Here is a 15,890-nt window from a genome sequence, read left to right on the forward strand (position 1 = left end):
TTTAAGAAGAAGGGGGCATCGGAAGGCGAACGATGTAATGAGGATACTTGGAAGTAATTTTTTAACGTTAGATTACAGCATTCGTCGTATTAACTGGGAGTTAATTAGATTATAAATAATAGGCTTTGATGGTAATCGGAGACGACGACTCCTGCAGGTTCAGCTAACTTTTAAACGTGTGCTTCTTTTAAAGTTAGCTGAAGTCATCCTGCTAAAAAGCGTCGTCTGTAATGAAAAACAAACAAAGCAACAATCACATTCTTACACAAGATCTTATAATGATAGTTAACTTTATGAATTACTCCCAGTTATCTTCAATAAACTCATCTCTACCAGATTTGGCTCGATCTTCTTCATATTCTTCTTTATTCTTTTTATAAAAATCTTGATGATATTCTTCAGCCGGATAAAAAGGAGTGGCTGGTTTAATCTCTGTTACAATTGGTTTCGAAAAACGTCCGCTAGTTGCAAGTTCTTCTTTCGAGGCTTCAGCTAATCCCCATTGTTCTTTCGTATGATAAAAAATCGCAGCTCGATATTGTTCTCCTCGATCCTGGAATTGACCACCATCATCAGTTGGGTCTATTTGCTTCCAATATAAATCGAGTATCGTATTATAATCGATGATTGCATCATCATATGTAATTTCAACAGCTTCATAATGTCCAGTATTACCTTTTTTTACTTGTTCATAAGTAGGGTTTATAACTTTTCCACCAGTATATCCAGATATAACCTGATGAACGCCGTCCCATTGATCAAAAGGCTTAACCATGCACCAGAAACATCCTCCTGCAAATGTTGCTTTTTGTAATGTCATCATATACCTCCTTAATTATTTTCAAACCGTTACTATTTTAGTAGAATAAACTTAATATAACACAATCAAAGATTGGGTGACAGTATGGAAGAACCGTTTGTTCATAAGATTATTAATCAAGGTCAATTCATTGAAAATGAGATGTATCTATCAAAAAAAGGGTTCATTGAGAACAACAGAGAACCATTAAAAAAATCAGACTTAGACAAAGCGATTTCTGCTTTTCCTATTAAGCATTATTCCAATCCAGACAATGAAGCTCTGTTCAGCGAGAGAGTTGGAGAAAAGAAGGAGAATTTCTCCATACTAGAGATGGACGAGTTTTCTGTATTTATCGGAGATATTTATCAATTAGGAGAAGCGATAATCCAAGTCTCTCAACCCGGAATTGTAAAGAGGGAAGAAGTGGAGAATGGATTTCGTACGGGCTGGTATTTTCGAGTGATTAAAGAAGGAACGGTCCGACCTGAAACGGATCTTGTACTACAGGAACGTCCATATCCGCAATTTTCTATTGCAGCTTGTTCGGAAATTATGTATATGAACCGAGATGATTTATGGGCTGCAGATGATTTGTTTCAATGTGAAGCTTTAGGCCATACGTGGAGAAAAGCTTTGAGGAAGCGTTTAAGAGGCTATTGAATAGGAGGGAACGTGTCATGAACAACGTGCTATATTATTCAAAAATTACGTTTGATAATGGAAGTATATGGGTTTTAGGAACGGATAAAGATATCTATTATATAGGAGGATATAATTCAGGATTTAATGATTTGTCATTATGGGCTAAGAAAAAATATCCTGCTTATGAACTGATTGGTGACGATCAAATTTTAGAAACCGCAGTAGAGGAAATGAAGAGTTATTTTGATGGAAAACTTACAGACTTTTCTTTTGAAGTCGATTATTCTTATGGCACCCCTTTTCAACAGAAGGTTTGGCATGCTTTACAAGAAGTTCCTTATGGTGAAACGGTTACGTATACTGACATTGCTAATCAAATAGGAAGACCCGATGCAGTGAGAGCAGTAGCTGGTGCAATTGGTGCAAATCAACTATTGATAGCCATTCCCTGCCATCGTGTTATTGGGAAGAACGGAAAGTTAGTCGGTTATCGAGGCGGCATCGAAATGAAAGAATCATTATTAAAATTAGAGTCATAGGCGGTGGTCTATGACTCTATTCTTTTGATAAGAAAGTAAAAAGATTTGGTACTACAACTAACCGTAAACAGAACGGCTACGGACAACTTCAACTCACCCACATAAACAGACGACTTCACAAAAACGCACATCATTCTTTATAAAATTGTTCGATCATTCGATGCGCCTTGCCTCTATGTTTGAATGATAATAAGAGGGGAATCAGGTATAGAAGTATTTTATCATTCATACGTTTGAAGAAGATAAGTATTACGTATCTAGGAAGAGGAAGGTGTAGCTATGGAAGATCCGAATCTAGAAGCAAATAGACAGGATAAGAAGTCGTTTATTCAAAAAGTGAAATCTGTTGGACCAGGTGCAATTATTGCTGCTTCATTTATAGGGCCTGGAACGGTAACTACTTCTACACAGGCTGGAGCAAGTTTCGGTTATGCATTAATTTGGGCGGTTCTATTCTCCATTTTGGCAACCATTGTTTTACAAGAAATGTCTGCACGTTTAGGTATTATTTCAAAGAAAGGATTAGCTGAAGCTGCTAGAGATCAATTTAACCATCCTGCAATAAAATATCCGATTATTGGATTCATCATTATGGCAATATACGTGGGCTGTACTGCATATATGAGTGGTGATTTAAGAGGAACATCGTTAGGATTAGAGGCCTTAACAGGGGTTTCCATCAATATTATAGGACCAATTGTCGGAATTTTAATACTTTTACTTGGGTTAAGTGGCAGCTATAAATTGATTGAAAAATTAATGGTGTTCTTTGTTGTTTTAATGAGCATTATTTTTATCACTACCATGTTTATAGCTCAGCCTGATATAGGTGGAGTGTTGTCCGGAATGTTTGTACCATCTATTCCCGTTGGTTCAATTATTACAATTATAGCATTAATAGGAACGACTGTTGTACCATATAACTTATTTATCCACTCTTCATCCGTACAAGAAAGATGGTCGCGACCTGAACAATTGAAGGATTCACGAAGAGACATTTATTTTTCCATTGGTGTTGGTGGTTTGATTACGATTGCAATCGTAATTACATCAGGAACACTGATGCGAGGAGTGGAAGTTGGCAGTGTGATAGATTTAGCAATACAATTAGAACCTTTACTTGGTGGATTTGCGGAATCATTTTTAGCTATCGGGATTTTTTCTGCCGGATTTTCTTCAGCTACAGCATCTGCATTAGGTGCTGCCATTACGGTAAGTAGTATGTTGAAATGGGAAAATGGAATGAAAAATTGGAAATTTAAAGCTGTATTCTCTTCCGTAATTATCATTGGTATCCTGTCCTTTGTATTTCGATTTGAGCCATTAGACGTTTTATTATTCGCTCAAGCGTTAAATGGTATATTACTACCTAGTATTGCGATTTTATTAATAGTTATAATGAATAATAAAAAATTACTAGGAAGCTATGCAAACTCCACGATCATTAATATAATTGGAATAGTAGTTGTTGTTATTTGTACTGGGCTAGGGATTTACAGTCTAGTTACAGCAATACAGGGATTCATTGGATAAAGATTGATATGAGCATGTCACCTGGTAGGATGGCATGTTGTCGTCCATGTATGCTAGATTAGAAAGATTACATGAATGAGTAGAGGAGGATTTCCCGTGTTAGAGAATGCTTTTATTATGCTTGCGATAATTTTCTCGGTTAATGTTATTTATGTATCTCTAATGACAGTGAGAATGATTTTAACATTAAAAGGAAGAACGTATATTGCAGCATTTGTGAGTATGTTCGAGATTGTTATATATGTTGTTGGATTAGGACTTGTATTAGATAATCTGGACCAGATTCAAAATCTAGTTGCTTACGCTATTGGTTTTGGAACAGGTTTAGTTATTGGTGCAAAAATTGAAGAAAAGCTAGCTTTGGGATATATAACCGTGAACGTTGTGTCTGCAAACCCGGATTTAAAATTTACACAGCGACTTCGTGAAAAGGGGTATGGTGTAACAAGCTGGTCTTCATATGGAAGAGAAGGCGATCGTTTATCTGTTCAGATTTTAACCCCTCGTAAGTATGAATTACGTCTATATGAAACGATTCAAGAAATTGATCCGAAAGCGTTTATTATTTCATATGAGCCAAAGCGAATACATGGCGGTTTCTGGGTAAAACAAGTTCGTAAAGGGAAATTAATGAATCCGAAGAAAAAGAAAAATACGAATACAGTGGAATCAGAAAACGAACAAAAATAGCAAAACCCGAACGTTATAAGAAAACTTTACAAAATCATACGAGTTTATATTGATTTTTCGTATTTGATTTGTTATGCTTAAGCCGACAATTGAAAATGAACCTCATATAAATTTGAGAATATGGCTCAGAAGTTTCTACCCAGCACCGTAAATGGCTGGACTATGAGGGAAGATGGATCATTTCTATTATAATTTTATGATCTAAGGCTTAGGTTAAGCGACCTGGTCTATGGAACATGAACGGTAATGGAATGATTAAATGATGTTCGTAAATTACAAGTCTATTCATCTTCTCTCTATTCATAATAGATGGAAGATAATAGACTTTTTCGTTTGTAAAAAGATATAGAAAGAGGGATTGGATGGCTCAAGTAGGGGTTATTATGGGAAGTATTTCCGACTGGGAAACGATGCAGTATACTTGTAATGTGCTTGATGAATTACAGATCTCTTATGAGAAAGAAGTGATATCCGCACATCGTACTCCGGATGACATGTTTGCTTACTCGAAACAAGCTCGTAGTAAAGGGCTAAAGGTTATTATTGCTGGGGCAGGGGGAGCAGCACACTTACCAGGAATGGTAGCTTCACAAACAACGTTACCCGTTATAGGTGTACCAGTTGAAAGTAAATCATTACAAGGCTTAGATTCCCTGTTATCTATTGTGCAAATGCCTGGTGGAGTACCAACCGCTACAGTTGCAATTGGGAAAGCCGGAGCCAAAAATGCTGGTATTCTTGCGGCACAGATTATTAGCACTTTTGATGAAGGTGCAGAGAAATCTCTAGAGAAATATCGGGAAGAAATGCGAGAATCTGTAAAAGAAATGAGGGAAAATCTTGCAGACTACTAATACTATCTTACCTTCACAAACAATTGGAATTATTGGTGGTGGACAATTAGGAAGAATGATGGCAATCGCTGCACGGTATATGGGATATAAGATTGTTGTTTTAGACCCGACTCCAGATTGCCCTACTGCACATGTGGCAGACCAACAAATTGTTGCTGCTTATGATGATTTACATGCAATTGATCAGTTAATAGATGGTTGTGACGTGATTACATATGAATTTGAAAATGTGGATTTACAAGCTGCTGCAATCATTCATCAGTCTGGTAAGTTACCGCAAGGAACACGTGCTCTAGAAGTAACTCAAAACCGTGAAAAAGAAAAACAAGTCGTATCTGATTTACGATTGCCAGTCCCAGACTATTATATTGTTACAAGTACAGAAGAATGTGAACATGCGCTTGATTCCATTGCTTTTCCAGCAGTGATCAAAACGTGTCGTGGTGGTTATGATGGTAAAGGACAATTAAAAATTCATAACGAATCTGAAAAAGAACAAGCGATCCAATTTTTTAAGCTACATGGATATTGCATTATTGAGCAATGGATTACATTTGATAAAGAAGTATCGGTAGTGTTTACAAGGTCTATAAATGGGGATATTGAGTTCTTTCCTTTAGCAGAGAACGAACATCGTGATCACATTCTATACAAAACAACTGTTCCAGCTAATGTAGACCAATCTATTCATGACTCTGCCTGTCAGATAGCTAAAAAAATTGCGGATTATATGGATATTGTCGGTACTTTTGCTATTGAAATGTTTGTAAAAGGAAAAGAAGTCTATGTCAATGAAATGGCTCCTCGTCCTCACAATTCAGGGCATTATACAATCGAAGGCTGCAATATTTCGCAATTCGCCCAGCATATCCGAGCAATTTGCGGTTTGCCATTAATCGAAGTGGAGTTACATGGTCCAACGGCTATGATTAATGTTTTAGGAAATGATATAAAATATGCAAAAACGTTTCTTTCCAGATCGAATGTTGGCTTTCTTCATTTGTATGGAAAAGAAGAGCCGAAAGAAAAACGAAAAATGGGACATATTACATTCACTGCGAAGACAACAGAAGAACTAGAGAAACAAGTGAATTACTTCAAGGAGGAAATACATTCATGATTGAACGTTATACAAGAGAAGAAATGGGTAGTATTTGGACGGAAGAGAATAAATTCAAAGCGTGGTTAGAGGTTGAAATACTAGCTTGCGAAGCATGGAGCGAGTTAGGTGTTATCCCGAAAGAAGATGTAAAGAAATTAAGAGAAAATGCTTCTTTTGATATGAACCGCATTTATGAAATTGAAGAAGAAACACGACATGATGTAGTGGCATTTACACGTGCTGTATCCGAGACATTAGGGGAAGAGCGTAAATGGGTACATTATGGTTTAACATCGACTGACGTTGTAGATACAGCATTATCTTATATTTTAAAACAAGCAAACGATATTCTACGTAAAGACTTAAATCAATTTGTTGAAATTCTGAAAGAAAAAGCAATAGAGCATAAACATACGGTAATGATGGGACGCACACATGGTGTTCATGCAGAACCAACAACATTCGGATTGAAAATGGCATTATGGTATGAAGAAATGAAACGAAATGTAGAGCGTTTTGAACTGGCTGCGAAGAACATCGAATTTGGTAAGATTTCTGGTGCAGTGGGTACTTATGCAAATATCGATCCATTTGTGGAACAGTATGTGTGTGAAAAATTAGGTACTTCTCCAGCTCCTGTGTCCACACAAACATTACAACGTGATCGTCATGCTGCATATTTATCGGCTCTTGCATTAATTGCAACGTCGATCGAAAAGTTCGCAACAGAAATTCGTGGATTGCAGAAAACAGAAACACGTGAAGTAGAAGAGCGATTTGCGAAAGGTCAGAAAGGCTCGTCTGCAATGCCGCATAAACGTAATCCAATCGGATCAGAAAATATGACTGGTATGGCTCGTGTGATTCGAGGATATATGGTAACAGCCTATGAAAATGTGGCTTTATGGCATGAACGTGATATTTCTCATTCATCAGCAGAGAGAGTAATCTTACCAGACGCGACTATTGCTTTAAATTATATGTTAAATCGTTTTGGTAATATCGTAAAAAACTTAACGGTGTTCCCAGAGAATATGAAGCGTAATATTGATCGCACACATGGGGTTATTTTCTCCCAAAGAGTGTTGCTTTCATTAATTGATAAAGGCATGGCTCGTGAGGAAGCATATGACATTGTACAACCAAAAGCAATGGATGCTTGGGAAACAGAGACACATTTCAAACAGTTGGTAGAAAGTGATGACCGAATTACTGGAAAGCTAACGCAAGCAGAGATTGATGATTGTTTTGATTATACGTATCACTTGAAGAATGTCGATCAAATCTTTACAAAAATCGGTATTTCCTAGGAGGCTCATATAGTTATGAAAGCAGCACTTTTATATGAAGGTAAAGCGAAGAAAGTATATCAATCTTCTGAAGATGAACATCAATTAGTGCTCTCCTATAAAAATGACGCAACAGCTTTTAATGGCGAGAAGAAAAGTCAATTTGAAGGGAAAGGGAGACTCAATAATGAGATCTCCTCCCTTATCTTTCAACGTTTACATGAAGCAGGAATTAGCACACATTTTATAAAACGGTTAGATTCGACTCAACAAATTGTTCAGAAAACTAGTATTATTCCTTTAGAAGTGGTAATTCGCAATCTTGCGACAGGTAGTATTACCAAGAGGTTAGGAATTAAAGAAAAGGTATCTTTTACCCCACCATTACTCGAATTGTTTTATAAAGATGATGCTTTAGGTGATCCGTTAATCAATGATGAGCATGCATTGCTATTAACGGATATAACGGAAACCGAATTAGCTGAAATAAAAGATAAAGCTAGAGAAGTAAATGCCGCCCTACAAGAAATCTTTCAATCTATTGGAATTAAACTAGTAGATTTCAAACTGGAATTTGGAAGAAATAAAGATGGAGAAATACTTCTTTCCGATGAAGTTTCTCCGGATACGTGCAGGTTATGGGATATTGAAACGAATGAAAAACTCGATAAAGATGTATTTCGCCAAGGTACAGGAGACTTAATTACTGTATATCAAGAAATTTTAAATCGGTTGGAGGTTCATGTATGAAAAAAGTAACGGTATATATCACATTAAAACCAGGAGTTTTGGATCCACAAGGAAAGGCAATTCAAGAATCACTTCAGTCCTTAGGATATCAAGAGGTTGAAGATGCTCGAGTAGGAAAGTTTATTGAATTGCAAGTTGAGGAAGGGCCTAACATTGAAGAACGCATCACGGAGATGTGTGACCGTCTTTTAGCGAACCCAGTTATTGAGAATTATCAATTTGATTTAGAGGGGGTTAAGTAAACCGTGAAATTTGCTGTCATCGTGTTTCCAGGTTCAAATTGTGATCGAGATATGTACCACGCAGTAAAGGAAGTAGCAGGTGCTGAAGCAGAACTTGTTTGGTATACAGAAACAGATAAATTAGAAGGTGTAGACGGAATTTTACTCCCAGGTGGCTTTTCCTATGGTGATTACTTACGTTCAGGATCAATGGCTTCGACTTCAGATGTTATGCATAAAATTCGTGAGCATGCAGCGAAAGGAAAGCCGGTTTTAGGAGTGTGTAATGGATTCCAAATCTTAACGGAATCTGGACTTCTACCTGGAGCATTGATGAGAAATAAACATCTGTCATTCATGTGTCATCAAGAAGAACTAGTGGTGGAGGATAATCAAACGTTTTTCACTTCTTTATATGAAAAGAAGGAAGTGGTTCGTTTTCCGATTGCACACGGTGAAGGAAGTTATTTCTGTGATGAGGCAACGTTGAAAGAGTTACAAGCAAATAATCAAATCGTATTTACATATAAAAACAATCCAAATGGATCGATTGAAAATATCGCAGGCATTCGAAATAAACAAGGAAATGTACTTGGGATGATGCCTCACCCAGAACGAGCTGTAGAAGAACTACTTGGCAGTGACGATGGATTGAAACTGTTTAAATCAATGATCGCAAATTGGAGGGACAGCTATGCAATTAACGCATGATATACAACCAGAGAAAATTGAGAAGGACCGTCTTTACCTAGATATGGGATTAAGTGATGAAGAGTTTCAACGAATTAAACAAATACTCGGACGTCATCCGAATTTTACAGAGACAGGTATTTTTTCCGTAATGTGGTCAGAGCATTGTAGCTATAAAACGTCAAAACCACTGTTGAAAAAGTTTCCTACAGATGGACCACATGTCTTACAAGGACCTGGTGAAGGTGCTGGCGTAATTGATATTGGTGACGAGCAAGCAGTCGTATTTAAAATCGAAAGTCATAATCATCCATCAGCAGTTGAACCCTACCAAGGAGCTGCTACTGGAGTAGGTGGAATCATTCGTGATGTATTTTCAATGGGGGCACGACCAATTGCTTCGCTTAATTCATTACGATTTGGACCATTAACGAATAATCGTACGAAGTATCTCTTTTCTGAAGTAGTCGCTGGAATAGCTGGATATGGTAACTGTGTCGGTGTTCCGACAGTTGGCGGAGAAGTACAATTCGATGAAAGTTATGAAGATAATCCTCTTGTGAATGCGATGTGTGTCGGATTAATTAATCATAAAGATGTGCAAAAAGGGATAGCAGCGGGGATTGGAAATACCATTCTTTATGCAGGACCACCAACTGGTCGTGATGGAATCCATGGCGCTACGTTTGCCTCTGATGATCTAGCGGAAGATTCGAATAAAGACAGACCTGCTGTCCAGGTCGGAGATCCATTTATGGAAAAATTATTAATCGAAGCTTGTTTAGAGGTAATACAATCGGATGCATTAGTCGGCATTCAAGATATGGGTGCGGCAGGACTGACATCCTCTGCCAGTGAAATGGCAAGTAAAGCTGGAACTGGTTTAGAGATGAATCTTGATCTTGTTCCCCAACGTGAACAAGGAATGACAGCATATGAAATGATGCTTTCTGAGTCTCAAGAGCGTATGTTGCTTTGTGTGCAAGCAGGCCGTGAACAAGAAATTATCGATATATTCGAAAAATACGGACTTAAATCTGTACCAGTAGGAAAAGTAATTGAAGAAAAAGTATTCCGTATTAAGCACCTTGATGAAGTGGTCGCTGACATCCCTGTTGATTCATTAGCAGACGATGCTCCTGTCTATAATATGCCATCCAAGGAGGCGGCTTACTACAGAGCTTTTCAACAAATGGATATAGCAACACCGGCTATTGAAGATTATGCAAATACGTTAAAACAACTATTACAACAACCGACAATCGCGAACAAAGAGTGGGTTTATGATCAATATGATTCCATGGTGCAAACCAATACCGTCGTTACCCCTGGTTCAGATGCTGCAGTTGTTCGGATTAAAGGAACGGAAAAAGCACTTGCAATGACAACAGATTGTAATTCGAGATACATCTATCTAGATCCAGAAACAGGTGGAAAAATCGCAGTAGCAGAAGCAGCGAGAAACATCGTGTGCTCAGGAGCAAAACCACTAGGATTAACAGATGGATTAAACTTTGGTAATCCGACGAATCCAGAGATCTTTTGGCAAATGGAGAAGAGTGTAGAAGGAATGAGTGCTGCATGTGATGCACTGCATACGCCGGTAATTAGTGGAAATGTTTCTTTATACAATCAATCAAAAGGAAAATCTATTTATCCAACACCAATTGTAGGAATGGTTGGTTTGCATGAATCGACGCAACATATTACACCTAGTTATTTTCAAGAGAAAGAGGATGTAATTTATTGTATTGGTGAAGCAAAAGCAGAATTCGGAGGTTCAGAATTACAACATTTATACTCTGGAAAATATGAAGGAAAAGCACCACATATTGATTTAGATGTGGAGGCAGAACGTCAAGAAAAACTACTTTCAGCTATTAAAGAAGGAATTATTTCGTCTGCACATGACATATCTGAAGGTGGTCTAGCGATTGCCTTAGCTGAGTCTTTATTCAATGGTCAAGGCCTTGGAGCGGAAATTAATGTAGTAGGAGATGCAACCGTAGAACTATTTAGTGAATCTCAATCACGGTTCCTTGTTTCCGTCAACAAGAAACATGCGAATGCATTTGAGTCTCATTTTCCAGAAGCAGCTAAGTTAGGCAAGGTTACTGATCAAGGGCAACTAACTATTTCTATTAGCGATAAAACAATTATTCACGAACGTGTCGAAGAATTAGAGAATCTTTGGAAGGGAGCTATTCCATGCTTGCTGAAATCAAAGGCATAAATGAAGAATGTGGTGTTTTTGGCATCTGGGGTCACGAAAAAGCAGCTGAATTAACTTATTATGGCTTACATTCCATGCAACATCGAGGACAAGAAGGTGCTGGGGTTGTTGTTAATACGGGTAGCGAACTAAAAGGACATAAAGGTTTGGGTCTTGTAAATGATGTGTTCAAACGAGTTAAATTTGATGACTTGGAAGGAAGTGTAGCAGTAGGGCACGTCCGGTATGCGACACAAGGTGGGAGAGGCATTGAAAATGTCCAACCTTTATTATTTCAGTCACAAACTGGCGGAATGGCGCTAGCACATAATGGTAATCTGATGAACGCACATGAACTGCGTGGCGAATTAGAAGGAGAAGGAAGCATATTACAAACCTCTTCGGATACGGAAGTCTTAGCTCATTTAATTAAACGTAGTGGAGAAGTAACAGAGGACTCTATAGCTCGTGCACTGAATCGTGTAGTCGGTGCATACGCATATATCATACTGCAAGAAGATAAAATGTTTGCAGCACTTGATCCTTCAGGTATTCGTCCACTTTCTATTGGTAGATTGGGAGATGCTTATGTGATAGCTTCCGAGACGTGTGCTTTTGACCAAATTGGTGCAACATTTGAACGAGAAGTGCTTCCAGGGGAATTGATCACAATTAGTGATGAAGGGATGACCTCTACTCGATTTGCACCAAGAGACAAGCGACGAATGTGTGCAATGGAATATGTCTACCTTTCTAGACCAGATAGTGATGTGAACTATGTGAATGTCCATGCGTCGAGAAAACAAATGGGGAAAGAGTTAGCGAAAGAATCATCCGTTGATGCGGATATCGTTGTCGGTGTACCTGATTCTAGTATTTCTGCTGCAATCGGCTATGCGGAAGAAAGTGGACTCCCTTATGAAATGGGCATCATAAAAAATCGTTATGTCGGACGTACCTTTATCCAACCATCTCAAGAACTCAGAGAATTAGGGGTGAAGATGAAGCTTTCACCTGTTCGAAGCATTATTGAAGGAAAACGAGTTGTTATGATTGATGATTCAATTGTACGTGGGACAACAAGCCGACGCATTGTTCAGATGTTACGAGAAGCGGGTGCAAAAGAGATTCATGTTCGGATAGCTTCTCCAGCGATTCAAAATCCATGTTATTACGGAATTGATATGTCTACTAAAAAAGAATTAATTGGAGCCAATTATTCTGTTGATGAAATCAATGGAATTATAGGCTCAGATACGCTAGCTTATTTATCAGAAAAAGGGTTGGAAAAAGCAATCGTAAAAGACAAAACGATTAATCAAGGTGTTTGTATGGCTTGTATGACTGGCAAATACCCAGTAAAACAAGACGGTGAATTGGAAATTCATTATACAAGTTGTTAAAAGAAGTTTACGTGGAGGGATTACCATGTCAGAAGTCTATAAACAAGCAGGAGTAGATGTTGAAAAAGGGTATGAAGCTGTAGAACGGCTAAAAAAACATGTCGCTCGTACACATCGTCCAGAGGTATTAGGGGGCATAGGTGCTTTTGCAGGAGCGTTTGATCTATCGTCGTTACAATATAAAGAACCCGTTCTCCTTTCTGGTACAGATGGGGTTGGAACAAAATTAAAACTAGCTATTGACTTAGATAAGCATGACACGGTTGGGATTGATTTAGTGGCAATGTGTGTCAATGATATCATCGCCCAAGGTGGAGATCCTCTGTTCTTTTTAGATTATATCGCATGTGGTGAAAATGATCCTTCTAGGATAGAAGCAATTGTATCTGGTATTGCCGAAGGATGTGAACAAGCAGGAGCTGCGTTAATAGGTGGAGAGACTGCTGAAATGCCTGGTATGTATGATCCTGATGAATATGATTTAGCAGGATTTGTCGTTGGAATTGTGGAAAAATCAGCGATGATCACAGGTAAAGATATCAAATCTGGTGATGTAGTAATTGGACTTTCATCCAGCGGGATTCATTCAAATGGCTATTCACTCGTCCGTAAATTAATAGCGGATGTCGATTTAAATCAAACATACCCTGGCTTAAGTCAAACAGTAAAAGATGCAGTAATGGCACCAACTAAAATTTATGCAAAATCGATTCAAGCATTAAAAAAAGAAGTGAATTTAAAGGGAATATCGCATATTACTGGTGGCGGATTTGATGAAAATATTCCGCGTATGTTACCAGATGGATTAGGTGTTCTAATTGAGACAAATAGCTGGGATATACCAGAGGTTTTTCACTTCCTAGAAGAAAAAGGGAATATTGATAACAGAGAAATGTATGGCGTGTTCAACATGGGAATTGGAATGGCAGTGGTTGTGGCTGAAGAAGATGTTTCTATCGCATTACAGTTACTCGAAAAAGTAGATGAACAAGCATATGTGATTGGTAAGGTAACAGAGGAGGAAGGAGTGCACTTTACATTATGACTATAAAAGCAGCTGTTTTTGCTTCAGGTGCGGGTAGTAATTTTGAGGCAATAATGGAAGCAAACGATTTGAAGTGTAAGATTTCTCTTCTCGTATGCGATAAACCAGGAGCATTAGTGATAGATAAAGCAGCGCGTTATGGTATTCCCACATTGGTCTTTAATCCAAAGGAATACGGTTCAAAGTCTGAATACGAAGAAATGATTCACCGTCATTTACAACATTATGGAATTTCATGGATTTTTTTAGCAGGGTATATGCGACTGATTGGCGATACGCTGCTGAATGAATATGAAAGTAAAATCTTAAATATACACCCTTCTTTACTGCCATTTTTTCCTGGAAAAGATGCTATTGGTCAAGCATATGATGCGGGAGCAAGAGAAACAGGGGTTAGCATTCATTATGTTGATGCAGGGATGGATACGGGACCTGTTATTGCTCAGGAAAGCGTCATGATCGAAGAAAATGATACAAAAGAAAAATTAAAAGAACGTATACAGAAGGTAGAACATCAACTTTATCCAACAGTAATTAATCAAGTATTGTCTAATAAAGTGAGGTAATAACAATGAGTAAACGTGCGTTAATTAGTGTGTCAGATAAAACAAATATAATCGAATTTGCCAAAGGTCTCAAAGAAAGTGGATTCGAAATCTTATCTACAGGTGGGACATTAAGAAGTATAGCTGAAGCGGGAATCGATGTAACACCAGTAGATGAAGTAACTGGATTCCCAGAGATGTTAGATGGACGTGTGAAAACGTTGCATCCAATGATTCATGGGGGATTACTTGGTAAACGTTCCAACCACGAGCACCTTAGCCAAATGGAAGAGCATGGCATCAGATCAATCGATCTAGTAGCAGTTAATCTTTATCCGTTTAAAGAGACTGTGCAAAAACCGGACGTAAGCCATCAAGATATTATCGAGAATATAGATATTGGCGGTCCATCGATGTTACGCTCTGCTGCAAAGAACTTTGAAGATGTACTAGTTGTAACGGGTCCTACAGATTACAATCGTGTGCTAGCAGCAATTACATCTGAAACAGATACATATGAATTTCGTCAGCAATTAGCAGCAAAAGTATTTCGACATACTGCTAGCTATGATGCGATGATAGCGAATTACTTCCTATCTCAGACAGAAGAGCAATATCCAGAAAGTTATACAGTTACGTATGAAAAAGTGCAAGATTTACGTTATGGAGAAAATCCACATCAGCAAGCCGCATTTTATAAAGAACCAATTCAATCTCGTCCTACATTAGCAACAGCAAAGCAACTTCATGGTAAGGAGCTTTCTTATAACAACATTCAAGATACGAATGCAGCGATAGAAATTGTAAAAGAGTTTGCAGAACCTGCTGCAGTCGCAGTAAAACACATGAATCCTTGTGGAATAGGAATTGGCGAATCGATTTCAACTGCATTTGAGCGGGCATATCAAGCAGATCCAACCTCGATATTCGGAGGAATTGTAGCGTGTAATCGACCGGTGGATGCGGCTACTGCAGAACAATTAAGTCAGATATTCTTAGAAATTGTTGTGGCACCATCCTTTGAATCACAAGCGCTAGAAATTTTAACTCAAAAGAAAAATATCCGACTATTGGAGTTAGATGTTACGAGTGATAATAAACAATCCAATCGTTTAACAACAGTAGATGGTGGCGCATTAATCCAAGCTTATGATGCAAAAGAAGTAAGTGAAGCGGACCTTGAGGTAGTCACCAATAAACAACCTACGGAACAAGAAATCAATGATATGTTGTTTGCTTGGAAAGCAGTAAAACATGTGAAGTCAAATGCAATTGTCTTAGCTAAAGACTCACAAACAATTGGTGTTGGTGCGGGTCAGATGAATCGTATTGGAGCTGCAGAGATTGCTATTAAGCAAGCGGGAGATAAAAGTGAAGGAGCTGTTTTAGCTTCAGACGCATTCTTCCCGATGCCAGATACGGTGGAAGCTGCTGCTAAAGCTGGTATTAAGGCAATCATTCAGCCTGGAGGATCAAAGCGAGACCAAGATTCGGTTGATGTATGTAACCAATTTGGGATTGCTATGGTTTATACAAAGGTAAGACACTTTAAGCACTAATAGTAGGAGGGACG

Annotated in this window: 16 protein-coding genes and 1 riboswitch; of the genes, 15 read left to right on the forward strand and 1 reads right to left on the reverse strand. The window is 38.2% G+C overall.

Annotated features, from left to right (window positions below):
* Positions 1–298: 298 nt before the first annotated feature.
* Positions 299–823 (reverse strand): peptide-methionine (S)-S-oxide reductase MsrA, encoded by a 525-nt coding sequence (gene msrA / locus OB_RS03970; protein WP_041544090.1) that lies wholly within the window; start codon positions 821–823, stop codon positions 299–301.
* Positions 824–892: 69 nt separating this feature from the next.
* Here msrA and OB_RS03975 point away from each other — a divergent pair, with 69 nt between their 5' ends.
* From OB_RS03975 to purH, 15 genes are all read left to right on the forward strand, one after another.
* A complete protein-coding gene (locus OB_RS03975; protein WP_231846987.1) occupies positions 893–1,462 on the forward strand; it encodes an MOSC domain-containing protein in 570 nt (189 codons plus the stop codon).
* Between the two features lie 17 nt (positions 1,463–1,479).
* Positions 1,480–1,983, forward strand: coding sequence for a methylated-DNA--[protein]-cysteine S-methyltransferase (locus OB_RS03980; protein WP_011065144.1), 504 nt, complete (start codon positions 1,480–1,482; stop codon positions 1,981–1,983).
* 279 nt (positions 1,984–2,262) lie between these two features.
* Complete coding sequence (locus OB_RS03985) at positions 2,263–3,516, forward strand: Nramp family divalent metal transporter (RefSeq protein WP_011065145.1); 1,254 nt, start codon at positions 2,263–2,265, stop codon at positions 3,514–3,516.
* A gap of 96 nt (positions 3,517–3,612) precedes the next feature.
* Positions 3,613–4,206, forward strand: a complete 594-nt coding sequence (locus OB_RS03990; RefSeq protein WP_011065146.1) for a DUF2179 domain-containing protein — start codon at positions 3,613–3,615, stop codon at positions 4,204–4,206.
* 82 nt (positions 4,207–4,288) lie between these two features.
* A riboswitch (purine riboswitch) is annotated at positions 4,289–4,389 on the forward strand.
* Between the two features lie 179 nt (positions 4,390–4,568).
* Complete coding sequence (purE, locus tag OB_RS03995; RefSeq protein ID WP_011065147.1) at positions 4,569–5,060, forward strand: 5-(carboxyamino)imidazole ribonucleotide mutase; 492 nt, start codon at positions 4,569–4,571, stop codon at positions 5,058–5,060.
* Positions 5,047–6,180: a 5-(carboxyamino)imidazole ribonucleotide synthase gene (purK, locus tag OB_RS04000; RefSeq protein WP_011065148.1), complete on the forward strand. Its 1,134-nt coding sequence runs from the start codon at positions 5,047–5,049 to the stop codon at positions 6,178–6,180. Before purE ends, purK begins: the two co-directional genes overlap by 14 nt.
* A complete protein-coding gene (purB, locus tag OB_RS04005; RefSeq protein WP_011065149.1) occupies positions 6,177–7,472 on the forward strand; it encodes an adenylosuccinate lyase in 1,296 nt (431 codons plus the stop codon). The genes purK and purB overlap by 4 nt, the downstream gene beginning before the upstream one ends.
* A 15-nt stretch (positions 7,473–7,487) precedes the next feature.
* A complete protein-coding gene (gene purC / locus OB_RS04010) occupies positions 7,488–8,201 on the forward strand; it encodes a phosphoribosylaminoimidazolesuccinocarboxamide synthase (protein WP_011065150.1) in 714 nt (237 codons plus the stop codon).
* Positions 8,198–8,443, forward strand: coding sequence for a phosphoribosylformylglycinamidine synthase subunit PurS (gene purS / locus OB_RS04015; protein WP_011065151.1), 246 nt, complete (start codon positions 8,198–8,200; stop codon positions 8,441–8,443). The genes purC and purS overlap by 4 nt, the downstream gene beginning before the upstream one ends.
* A 3-nt stretch (positions 8,444–8,446) precedes the next feature.
* A complete protein-coding gene (gene purQ, locus OB_RS04020; RefSeq protein WP_011065152.1) occupies positions 8,447–9,133 on the forward strand; it encodes a phosphoribosylformylglycinamidine synthase subunit PurQ in 687 nt (228 codons plus the stop codon).
* On the forward strand, positions 9,117–11,345 hold the full coding sequence (gene purL / locus OB_RS04025) for a phosphoribosylformylglycinamidine synthase subunit PurL (RefSeq protein WP_011065153.1): 2,229 nt from the start codon (positions 9,117–9,119) through the stop codon (positions 11,343–11,345). Before purQ ends, purL begins: the two co-directional genes overlap by 17 nt.
* Positions 11,321–12,727, forward strand: a complete 1,407-nt coding sequence (gene purF / locus OB_RS04030) for an amidophosphoribosyltransferase (protein WP_011065154.1) — start codon at positions 11,321–11,323, stop codon at positions 12,725–12,727. The genes purL and purF overlap by 25 nt, the downstream gene beginning before the upstream one ends.
* Before the next feature lie 25 nt (positions 12,728–12,752).
* A complete protein-coding gene (purM, locus tag OB_RS04035; protein WP_011065155.1) occupies positions 12,753–13,772 on the forward strand; it encodes a phosphoribosylformylglycinamidine cyclo-ligase in 1,020 nt (339 codons plus the stop codon).
* Positions 13,769–14,338, forward strand: a complete 570-nt coding sequence (gene purN / locus OB_RS04040; RefSeq protein WP_011065156.1) for a phosphoribosylglycinamide formyltransferase — start codon at positions 13,769–13,771, stop codon at positions 14,336–14,338. The genes purM and purN overlap by 4 nt, the downstream gene beginning before the upstream one ends.
* Before the next feature lie 5 nt (positions 14,339–14,343).
* Positions 14,344–15,876, forward strand: a complete 1,533-nt coding sequence (purH, locus tag OB_RS04045) for a bifunctional phosphoribosylaminoimidazolecarboxamide formyltransferase/IMP cyclohydrolase (RefSeq protein WP_011065157.1) — start codon at positions 14,344–14,346, stop codon at positions 15,874–15,876.
* The last annotated feature ends 14 nt before the right edge of the window (positions 15,877–15,890 follow it).

It is taken from the genome of Oceanobacillus iheyensis HTE831 (assembly GCF_000011245.1).
GTDB lineage: Bacteria > Bacillota > Bacilli > Bacillales > Amphibacillaceae > Oceanobacillus > Oceanobacillus iheyensis.

Excerpts from the sequence above, each read along its gene's own strand:
- msrA (WP_041544090.1), bottom strand. The coding sequence starts at position 823 with ATGATGACATTACAAAAAGCAACATTTGCAGGAGGATGTTTCTGGTGC.
- OB_RS03980 (WP_011065144.1), top strand. The coding sequence starts at position 1,480 with ATGAACAACGTGCTATATTATTCAAAAATTACGTTTGATAATGGAAGT.
- OB_RS03985 (WP_011065145.1), top strand. The coding sequence starts at position 2,263 with ATGGAAGATCCGAATCTAGAAGCAAATAGACAGGATAAGAAGTCGTTT.
- purE (WP_011065147.1), top strand. The coding sequence starts at position 4,569 with ATGGCTCAAGTAGGGGTTATTATGGGAAGTATTTCCGACTGGGAAACG.
- purB (WP_011065149.1), top strand. The coding sequence starts at position 6,177 with ATGATTGAACGTTATACAAGAGAAGAAATGGGTAGTATTTGGACGGAA.
- purC (WP_011065150.1), top strand. The coding sequence starts at position 7,488 with ATGAAAGCAGCACTTTTATATGAAGGTAAAGCGAAGAAAGTATATCAA.
- purS (WP_011065151.1), top strand. The coding sequence starts at position 8,198 with ATGAAAAAAGTAACGGTATATATCACATTAAAACCAGGAGTTTTGGAT.
- purL (WP_011065153.1), top strand. The coding sequence starts at position 9,117 with ATGCAATTAACGCATGATATACAACCAGAGAAAATTGAGAAGGACCGT.
- purF (WP_011065154.1), top strand. The coding sequence starts at position 11,321 with ATGCTTGCTGAAATCAAAGGCATAAATGAAGAATGTGGTGTTTTTGGC.
- purM (WP_011065155.1), top strand. The coding sequence starts at position 12,753 with ATGTCAGAAGTCTATAAACAAGCAGGAGTAGATGTTGAAAAAGGGTAT.
- purN (WP_011065156.1), top strand. The coding sequence starts at position 13,769 with ATGACTATAAAAGCAGCTGTTTTTGCTTCAGGTGCGGGTAGTAATTTT.
- purH (WP_011065157.1), top strand. The coding sequence starts at position 14,344 with ATGAGTAAACGTGCGTTAATTAGTGTGTCAGATAAAACAAATATAATC.